Raw genomic sequence first — 8,461 nt, forward strand, 5'->3', positions numbered from 1 at the left:
CCCTGTGACAGGTCTGTGACAGTCGGCGGACACGGCCATGAAGGTGCGAGGGCAAGCTTTTCGGCACGGGCAAGGCAGCACCGCCCGGCAGACCGAAACACCGGAAGTCCACGACGGGGGGCGCGAGATGAGCACGCTGCACAGCAACATCACCAGCGCAGTGGTCACGCGCCTGCACGACGTGAACGGGGGCCGGGGTTCCGAGAAGTCCGGTGCCGATGGGGGTCCCGCCCGCGCGAGCGTAGCCGAGCGTGGGGGAGGGCGGGGGTGCGCTCGCGGCACCGGGCGTCAGCACACCGGGTACATGTCGGTGGTTGACACCATCACGGGGGAAACGCACGGGGGATCGTCGTACAGGGAGGGCTCGGGGGAGCGTCGTTCGCTGTCGGAGGCGGAGTTCACCGCCTACGTCCAGGAGCGCCGCGCCTCCCTGTACGCCACCGCGTACCACCTGACCGGTGACCGCTTCGAGGCCGAGGACCTGCTCCAGAGCGCGCTGTTCTCGACGTACCGGGCATGGGACCGGATCAGTGACAAGGCCGCGGTCGGGGGCTACCTCCGCCGCACCATGACGAACCTGCACATCAGCGCGTGGCGCCGCCGCAAGCTGAACGAATACCCGACCGAGGAACTGCCGGAGACGCCCGGCGACACGGACGCGATGCGCGGCACCGAGCTGCGCGCGGTCCTGTGGCAGGCGCTCGCCCGGCTTCCCGAACTCCAGCGCACGATGCTGGTCCTTCGTTACTACGAGGGCCGCACGGACCCGGAGATCGCGGAGATCCTCGACATCAGTGTCGGCACGGTGAAGTCCAGCATCTGGCGGTCCCTGCGCCGCCTGCGCGAGGACGAGGTCCTCAGCTTCGGCCGTGACGAGGAGAACGCCTTCGGGGAGCTCGTGGCCTGAGGGTTGGGGGGACGCAAGGTACGGGGGCCAGGGGTACCGGCTGGGGGGCCGGTACCCGTGGGGGGATCAACGGGGGTCACGGGGGACCAACGGGGACCTGGGGAAGCACCGAGAAGCGGGACTGGAGGGCCGGGGGGTCCGTCCAGTCCCGCTTTGCTGTGTGCCCTCCCAGCTTCTCGCCCACGGTGAAGTCGGCCCTGTCGCAGGGCTCCCGGCCGCTCAGGCCGCCGGAGTCGCCACCGGAGTCGCCGCCGGAGTCGCCGCCGGGCGGCGGCCCGCTGCCGCGGTGGCCAGGCGGCCGAGGGCCTCGTCCTTGCCGCAGCGGTGGGCGCCCAGCGCGGTCTGGCGGGCGATGATCGAGCGCTCCCGGCGCATCAACCGCCAGCCGCGGCGCAGCAGGAAGGGCACGGACTTGCGGCCCTCGCGCAGATCCCGCAGGAACCGGCGGCGGAACGTGCGCACCGGGCCCCGGCTCAGACACAGCGCGTCGGCCAGCACACCGAGCTCCCGGCAGCGGTTGACGATCTCGGCGGCGAAGATGCCCTCCGCGATGAACAGCGGGGTCCGGTCCATCTCGACCGCCTCCTCGCCGGTGCGGGCGCTCAGCGAGATGTCGTAGACCGGGATCTTCGTACGGCCCGTGCGGCACAGGTCGACGATCGCCGCCACCGCGGTGTCCGCGTCCCACGACCCGGGGTGGTCCCAGTCGATGTCGGAGCTCCCCGCCATCAGCGGCAGTGTCGGGTCGTCGCCCTCCTTGTAGAAGTCGTCGAGCCTGAGGACCGGAAGACCGGAACGGGCCGAGAGAAGGGACTTGCCGGAGCCGGAGGGGCCGCAGAGCAGCACGACTCGCGTCGGTATGGGCGGTTGGGGACTCACGGGACACCAGTGTGAGGCATTCACCCGCTGTTCATCGACCCCGCGGGTTGGCTTTGAAGCGTGCGTCACACCTCAACTACCCTTCGTGTCGACACGCTTACCCAGTGCACGGAAAAGGTGGCAGAAACGATGGCCCGACACGCGAACCCGACCGTCCAGCGCACGCTCACCGCCCTCGCGAGCGCGGGTGTCGCACTCGGCGCAGGTGCCGGGGCGGCCGCCGCGGACACCGAGCCGGTTGTCGACGTGCTGCACACCCGGCCCACCTCGCTCGGCAACATCGACCCCCAGGCCGGACTTCGCTCCCTCACCGGCACGGTCGGCTACGTCACCGGCCCGGTCGCCGGCCTCAAGCCGAACCCGCTGGCGGGCACGGGCGTGGACCCGCTGGACAACGGGCTGGGGACCCAGCTGGCGGACTTCCAGCCGCTGACCTCGCAGGCGCTCACCGGTCCGGTCGCGCAGGCGCAGTCGATCGGGAGCATGCCGGTGGTGGGGTCGGTGGCGGGACTGCTGGGCAACTGACTCCGGCGCCACGGCGGAGAGCCGCGCCTTCCCCACCGGACGGAGGGAAAGCGCGGCTCTCCGGCTTCAGGGGCTCAGTACGACGAGCCCGACGCGCCCAGCGACCCCGTCGGGTGCCACACCGTCTTCGTCTCCAGGAACGCCGTCAGACGGTCGATGCCCGGAGCCGCCGTCCAGTCGTCCACAGGCTGTGGACGAAGGACTCGCTTCAGGTTGTCCGCCGCCGCGATCTCCAGCTCCTTCGCGAGGACCTCGTCCGCGCCCGCCAGATCGATCGCGTTGACGTCCTGGTGGGAGGCGAGGGGGGCCGCGATCTCCGCCGTACGGCCCGAGAGGATGTTGACCACGCCCCCGGGGACGTCGGAGGTGGCCAGGACCTCGCCCAGGGACAGGGCGGGCAGGGGAGACCGCTCCGAGGCGATCACGACCGCCGTGTTGCCCGTCGCGATCACCGGGGCCAGCACCGAGACCAGGCCCAGGAACGACGACTCCTGCGGGGCCAGGACGGCCACCACGCCCGTCGGCTCGGGCGAGGACAGGTTGAAGTACGGTCCGGCCACCGGGTTGCCGCCACCGACCACCTGGGCGATCTTGTCGGTCCAGCCCGCGTACCAGACCCAGCGGTCGATCGTCGCCTCGACCTGTTCGGCCGCCCTGGACTTCGACAGCCCCTCGGCGTCGGCCACCTCGTGGACGAACTGCGCCCTGCGGCCCTCCAGCATCTCCGCGACACGGTAGAGGACCTGGCCGCGGTTGTACGCCGTCGCGCCCGCCCAGCCGCCGAACGCCTTGCGCGCGGCCACGACCGCGTCACGGGCGTCCTTGCGGCTCGACTGCGGTGCGTTCGCCAGCCACTTGCCCTTCGAGTCCGTCACCTCGTACACCCGGCCGCTCTCGGAACGCGGGAACTTCCCGCCGACGTACAGCTTGTAGGTCTTGAAGACAGACAGACGCTGCTGCTCGGACTTCTCAGACATCGAGGTACGCCTCCAGGCCGTGGCGGCCGCCCTCGCGGCCGAACCCCGACTCCTTGTATCCGCCGAACGGCGAGGTCGGGTCGAACTTGTTGAACGTGTTGGACCAGACGACCCCGGCCCGGAGCTTGTTCGCGACCGCCAGGATGCGCGAGCCCTTCTCGGTCCAGATGCCCGCCGACAGGCCGTACTGCGTGTTGTTCGCCTTGGCGACCGCCTCGTCGGGCGTACGGAAGGTCAGGACCGACAGCACCGGGCCGAAGATCTCGTCCCTCGCGATGGTGTGCGCCTGGGTGACGTTCGTGAAGAGCGTCGGGGCGAACCAGTAGCCGGAGGACGGGAGTTCGCACTCCGGGGACCAGGGCTCGGCACCCTCGGCCGCGCCCTTGTCGACGAGCGAGGTGATCCGCGCGAGCTGCTCGGCGGAGTTGATCGCGCCGATGTCGGTGTTCTTGTCCAGCGGGTCGCCGAGCCGCAGGGTGGACAGCCGGCGCTTGAGCGAGTCAAGCAGCTCGTCCTGGATCGACTCCTGGACCAGCAGGCGGGAGCCCGCGCAGCAGACCTGGCCCTGGTTGAAGAAGATGCCGTTGACGATCCCCTCGACGGCCTGGTCGATCGGGGCGTCGTCGAAGACGATGTTGGCGCCCTTGCCGCCCAGTTCGAGGGTGAGCTTCTTGCGGGTGCCCGCGACCGTGCGCGCGATCTCCTTGCCGACGGCCGTGGAGCCGGTGAAGGCCACCTTGTTGACGTCCGGGTGCGCGACCAGCGCGGCACCCGTGTCGCCGTAGCCCGGAAGGATGTTGACGACGCCCTTGGGCAGGCCCGCCTGGCGGCAGACGTCCGCGAAGAACAGGGCGGACAGGGGGGTCGTCTCGGCGGGCTTGAGGACGACCGTGTTGCCGGTCGCCAGCGCCGGGGCGATCTTCCACGCCAGCATCAGGAGCGGGAAGTTCCAGGGGATGACCTGGCCGGCCACGCCAAGGGGCTTCGGGCTCGCGCCGAACCCGGCGTGCTCCAGCTTGTCGGCCCAGCCCGCGTAGTAGAAGAAGTGCGCGGCGACCAGGGGGAGGTCGGCGTCGCGGGTCTCCTTGATGGGCTTGCCGTTGTCCAGGGTCTCCAGGACGGCGAGCTCGCGGCTGCGCTCCTGGATGATCCGGGCGATGCGGAACAGGTACTTGGCGCGCTCCGAGCCGGGCAGCGCCGACCACTTCTCGAAGGCCTTGCGGGCGGCCCCCACCGCGCGGTCGACGTCCGCCTCGCCCGCCTGGGCGATCTCGGACAGGACCTCCTCGGTCGACGGGGAGACGGTCTTGAAGACCTTGCCGTCGGCGGCCTCCACGAACTCGCCGTCGATGAACAGACCGTAGGAGGGGGCGATGTCGACGACCGAGCGGGACTCGGGCGCCGGGGCGTACTCGAAAGCGGATGCGGATGCGGATGCCATGGTGATCAGTCCACCGTCACGTAGTCGGGGCCGGAGTAGCGGCCGGTGGCCAGCTTCTGACGCTGCATCAGCAGGTCGTTCAGGAGCGAGGAGGCGCCGAAGCGGAACCAGTGGTTGTCCAGCCAGTCCTCGCCGACGGTCTCGTTGACCAGTACGAGAAACTTGATCGCGTCCTTGGTCGTACGGATACCGCCCGCCGGCTTCACGCCCACCTGCACGCCGGTCTGGGCGCGGAAGTCGCGCACCGCCTCCAGCATCAGCAGGGTGTTCGCGGGAGTGGCGTTGACCGCGACCTTGCCGGTGGACGTCTTGATGAAGTCCGCGCCCGCCAGCATGCCGAGCCAGCTCGCGCGGCGGATGTTGTCGTACGTCGACAGCTCGCCGGTCTCGAAGATGACCTTGAGCCGGGCGTCCGTGCCGCAGACCTCGCGCACGGCGACGATCTCGTCGTACACCTTCAGGTACCTGCCCGCGAGGAACGCCCCGCGGTCGATGACCATGTCGACCTCGTCGGCGCCGGCGGCCACGGCGTCGCGCACGTCGGCCAGCTTCACCTCCAGGGCGGCGCGGCCCGCCGGGAACGCGGTGGCCACGGAGGCGACCTTGACGCCGGAACCGGCGACGGCCTCCTTGGCGACGGCCACCATGTCGGGATAGACGCAGACCGCGGCCGCGGCGGGTGTGGTCCGGTCGGTCGGGTCGGGGCGGACCGCCTTGGCGCCGAGCGCCCGGACCTTGCCCGGGGTGTCCGCGCCTTCCAGCGTCGTCAGGTCGACCATCGAGATGGCGAGGTCGATGGCGTACGCCTTCGCGGTCGTCTTGATGGAACGCGTACCGAGCGAGGCGGCACGCGCCTCCAGGCCGACCGCGTCCACGCCGGGCAGCCCGTGAAGGAACCGGCGCAGACTGCTGTCGGACGCGGTCACGTCCGTGAGCGGGTGTGCGGCTGATGCAGTGGTGGGCATGGTCACCAGACGAGCATATCTACGCGCGTAGCGGCTGTACACCCCGGAGAACGGGTTCCGAGGGCACCCGCGCACGGGCGCGAAGCCGGACGGAGCTTAGGATCGGCCTCATGACGACCGCACCCCCCGAGTCCAGGGACCGCACCTACCGCTCATCCATGGCGTTGATCGGCGGTTTCCTCCTCCTCGTCATCATCGGCTGGCTCGGTATCGACGCCGTCGTCTCCGGCACCGGCCGCACACCGTGGCTCGCGCTCGCCCTCCTGATCCTCGTCGTACCGCTGGTGATCGCCTTCACCCTGCGCCCGGCCGTCTTCGCGAACGACGACCGGCTGCGCGTCCGCAACCCCTTCCGTGTGATCGTGGTGCCGTGGGGGCAGGTCGAGACGTTCCGCTCCGGCTACTCGAACGAGGTGTTCGTCGAGTCCGGCGCCAAGTACCAGCTGTGGGCGATCCCGGTCTCCCTGCGCGGCCGCAAGAAGGCGGCGCGGCAGACGGCCCGGCAGGCCGCCCGGCCGTCCGACGCCCGCCGCTCCGGCAGGGGCCTCGGCCTGTTCGGCGGCGGCATGCAGGCGGACGGCTTCGGCGACCGTACGCCCGTCCCGGAGGGGCCCACCCGGGCCGAGACCGACAAGATCATGGACGAACTGCGCGAGATCCTGGAGGCCCGGGGGAAGGCGAAGACCTCTCAGGGCGAGGTGTCCGTGCGGTGGGCCTACGAGATCATGGGGCCGGCGGTGGCGGGCGCGGTGCTTCTGGCGATCCTGGTGGCGATGGGGTAACGCTTTCCGGGCTTTCCGGGCTTTTACGGGGTGCCGGGTCTTTCGGGGTGCCGTCGTTGTCGTGGGGTGCCGTGGGGTGGGGCCCGGGTGAGTCTGGGTGAGTCTGGGTTACGGCGGGCTTGGGCGGAGAGGGGCGGCCCGGACGGGGGACGGGGCCGCCCCTCAGCTCGGCTGTCGGGCGTCAGATGCCGGCTGCCGCAGAGAGGTCCCGCTTGATGGCGGTCAGCAGGTCCGTCGCCCTGGCGCGGGCCGCCGGGAGGTCGGCGTGGGTGGCCACCGGGACGACCACTTCCAGGTAGCACTTCAGCTTGGGCTCGGTGCCGCTCGGGCGGACGATGACCCGCGCGCCGTCCAGCGTGTAGCGCAGGCCGTCGGTGGGCGGGAGCTTGTCCGTGCCGCGCGTGAGGTCCTCGGCCTTCGTGATGGCCAGGCCCGCGAGCTCGGTCGGCGGGTGCTCGCGGAGCTGCTCCATCGCCCGGGCGATGACCGACAGGTCCTCCACGCGCACCGAGAGCTGGTCCGTGGCGTGCAGGCCGTGGGTCACGGCGAGGTCGTCGAGGAGGTCGGGAAGCGTGCGGTTCTGTTCCTTCAGCCCGGAGGCGAGCTCCGTGATGAGGAGGGCCGCGGTGATGCCGTCCTTGTCCCGGACGCCCTCGGGGTCCACGCAGTAGCCGAGGGCCTCCTCGTAGCCGTAGCGCAGGCCCTCCACACGGGCGATCCACTTGAAGCCGGTGAGGGTCTCCTCGTAGGGCAGGCCCGCCTTCTCGGCGATCCGGCCGAGGAGGGAGGAGGAGACGATCGACTCGGCGAAGGTGCCGCGCACTCCGCGGGCCACCAGGTGGGCGGCGAGGAGGGCGCCCACCTCGTCGCCCCGCAGCATGTGCCAGGTGCCGGCTTCCTTGACGGCGACCGCGCAGCGGTCCGCGTCGGGGTCGTTCGCGATGATCAGGTCCGGGTCCGTCTCCCCGGCCTTCGCGAAGGCCAGGTCCATCGCGCCGGGCTCCTCCGGGTTGGGGAACGCGACGGTCGGGAAGTCGGGGTCGGGCTCCGCCTGCTCTGCGACGAGTTCCGGGGCGGGGAAGCCGGCGCGGGCGAAGGCGGCGAGGAGGGTGTCCTTGCCGACTCCGTGCATCGCCGTGTAGACCGTGCGGGCCGTGCGGGGGGAGTTCTCGGCGAGTACGGCGTCCGTGCGGGCGAGGTAGGCGTCCAGGACGCTGTCGTCGAGGGTCTCCCAGCCGGTGCCGGGGCGGGGGACGTCGTCGAGGGAGCGGACGGCGGCGATCTCGGCGGCGATCTCCGCGTCGGCGGGCGGGACGATCTGGGAGCCGTCGCCCAGGTAGACCTTGTAGCCGTTGTCGCGGGGCGGGTTGTGGCTCGCGGTGACCTCCACGCCGGCCACCGCGCCGAGGTGCCTTATCGCGTACGCGAGGACGGGGGTGGGGAGGGGGCGGGGGAGGACCGCCGCGTTGAGGCCCGCGCCGGTCATCACGGCCGCGGTGTCGCGCGCGAAGTCCTCGGACTTGTGGCGGGCGTCGTAGCCGATGACCACGAGGCCGTCGGTGCTGCCGTTCTTCTTGAGGTACGCGGCGAGGCCGGCGGCGGCTCGGATGACGACCGCGCGGTTCATGCGCATCGGTCCTGCGCCGAGTTCGCCGCGGAGGCCGGCGGTGCCGAACTGGAGGGTGCCGGCGAAGCGGGCGGCGAGTTCGGTGACGTCTCCGGCCTCGATGAGCTTGGCGAGCTCGTCGCGGGTGTCCGGGTCGGGGTCCTCGGCGAGCCAGGTCCTGGCCCGGGCGATGAGATCGTCTTGCACGGTTGCGTCAGCCTCTCGTTGTGGGTCCGTGGGTCCGTGGGTCCGTGGGTCCGTGGGTCCGTGGGTCCGTGGGTCCGTGCGGGTTCGGTGGGGGCGGGCGTTTTTGCGCAGTTCCCCGCGCCCCTGATGCCTGCGGCGCAGCTGCGGGTCCGGTGGGGGCTTGTGTAGCGCG

Annotated in this window: 8 protein-coding genes; 3 read left to right on the forward strand and 5 right to left on the reverse strand. The window is 71.2% G+C overall.

What is annotated here, in order from left to right:
- Positions 1-127 precede the first annotated feature (127 nt).
- Complete coding sequence (locus H293_RS0115380; RefSeq protein ID WP_020118754.1) at positions 128-907, forward strand: SigE family RNA polymerase sigma factor; 780 nt, start codon at positions 128-130, stop codon at positions 905-907.
- A gap of 219 nt (positions 908-1,126) precedes the next feature.
- On the opposite strand, the gene H293_RS0115385 is transcribed toward H293_RS0115380, so the two are convergent.
- Positions 1,127-1,855 (reverse strand): uridine kinase, encoded by a 729-nt coding sequence (locus H293_RS0115385; protein ID WP_078612587.1) that lies wholly within the window; start codon positions 1,853-1,855, stop codon positions 1,127-1,129.
- A gap of 60 nt (positions 1,856-1,915) precedes the next feature.
- Between H293_RS0115385 and H293_RS0115390 the strand changes: the two genes are divergently transcribed.
- Entirely contained in the window at positions 1,916-2,311 is a 396-nt protein-coding gene (locus tag H293_RS0115390) for a hypothetical protein (RefSeq protein WP_020118756.1), read from the forward strand.
- A gap of 74 nt (positions 2,312-2,385) precedes the next feature.
- Here the strand turns inward: H293_RS0115390 and H293_RS0115395 are convergent, their stop codons facing one another.
- The 3 genes from H293_RS0115395 to deoC are packed head-to-tail and all read right to left on the reverse strand — an operon-like array spanning position 2,386 to position 5,694.
- Positions 2,386-3,288 (reverse strand): aldehyde dehydrogenase family protein, encoded by a 903-nt coding sequence (locus H293_RS0115395; RefSeq protein WP_020118757.1) that lies wholly within the window; start codon positions 3,286-3,288, stop codon positions 2,386-2,388.
- Entirely contained in the window at positions 3,281-4,729 is a 1,449-nt protein-coding gene (locus H293_RS0115400) for an aldehyde dehydrogenase family protein (protein WP_020118758.1), read from the reverse strand. The genes H293_RS0115395 and H293_RS0115400 overlap by 8 nt, the downstream gene beginning before the upstream one ends.
- A 5-nt stretch (positions 4,730-4,734) precedes the next feature.
- A complete protein-coding gene (deoC, locus tag H293_RS0115405) occupies positions 4,735-5,694 on the reverse strand; it encodes a deoxyribose-phosphate aldolase (RefSeq protein WP_028807876.1) in 960 nt (319 codons plus the stop codon).
- A 110-nt stretch (positions 5,695-5,804) separates the two neighbouring features.
- Between deoC and H293_RS0115410 the strand changes: the two genes are divergently transcribed.
- On the forward strand, positions 5,805-6,476 hold the full coding sequence (locus H293_RS0115410; RefSeq protein ID WP_020118760.1) for a PH domain-containing protein: 672 nt from the start codon (positions 5,805-5,807) through the stop codon (positions 6,474-6,476).
- Positions 6,477-6,657: 181 nt separating this feature from the next.
- On the opposite strand, the gene H293_RS0115415 is transcribed toward H293_RS0115410, so the two are convergent.
- The gene (locus H293_RS0115415; RefSeq protein ID WP_020118761.1) at positions 6,658-8,289 is read right to left on the reverse strand and encodes a phospho-sugar mutase; all 1,632 of its coding nucleotides are present in this window, start codon (positions 8,287-8,289) and stop codon (positions 6,658-6,660) included.
- Positions 8,290-8,461 lie beyond the last annotated feature (172 nt).

Source organism: Streptomyces canus 299MFChir4.1 (assembly GCF_000383615.1).
GTDB classification, from domain to species: domain Bacteria; phylum Actinomycetota; class Actinomycetes; order Streptomycetales; family Streptomycetaceae; genus Streptomyces; species Streptomyces canus_C.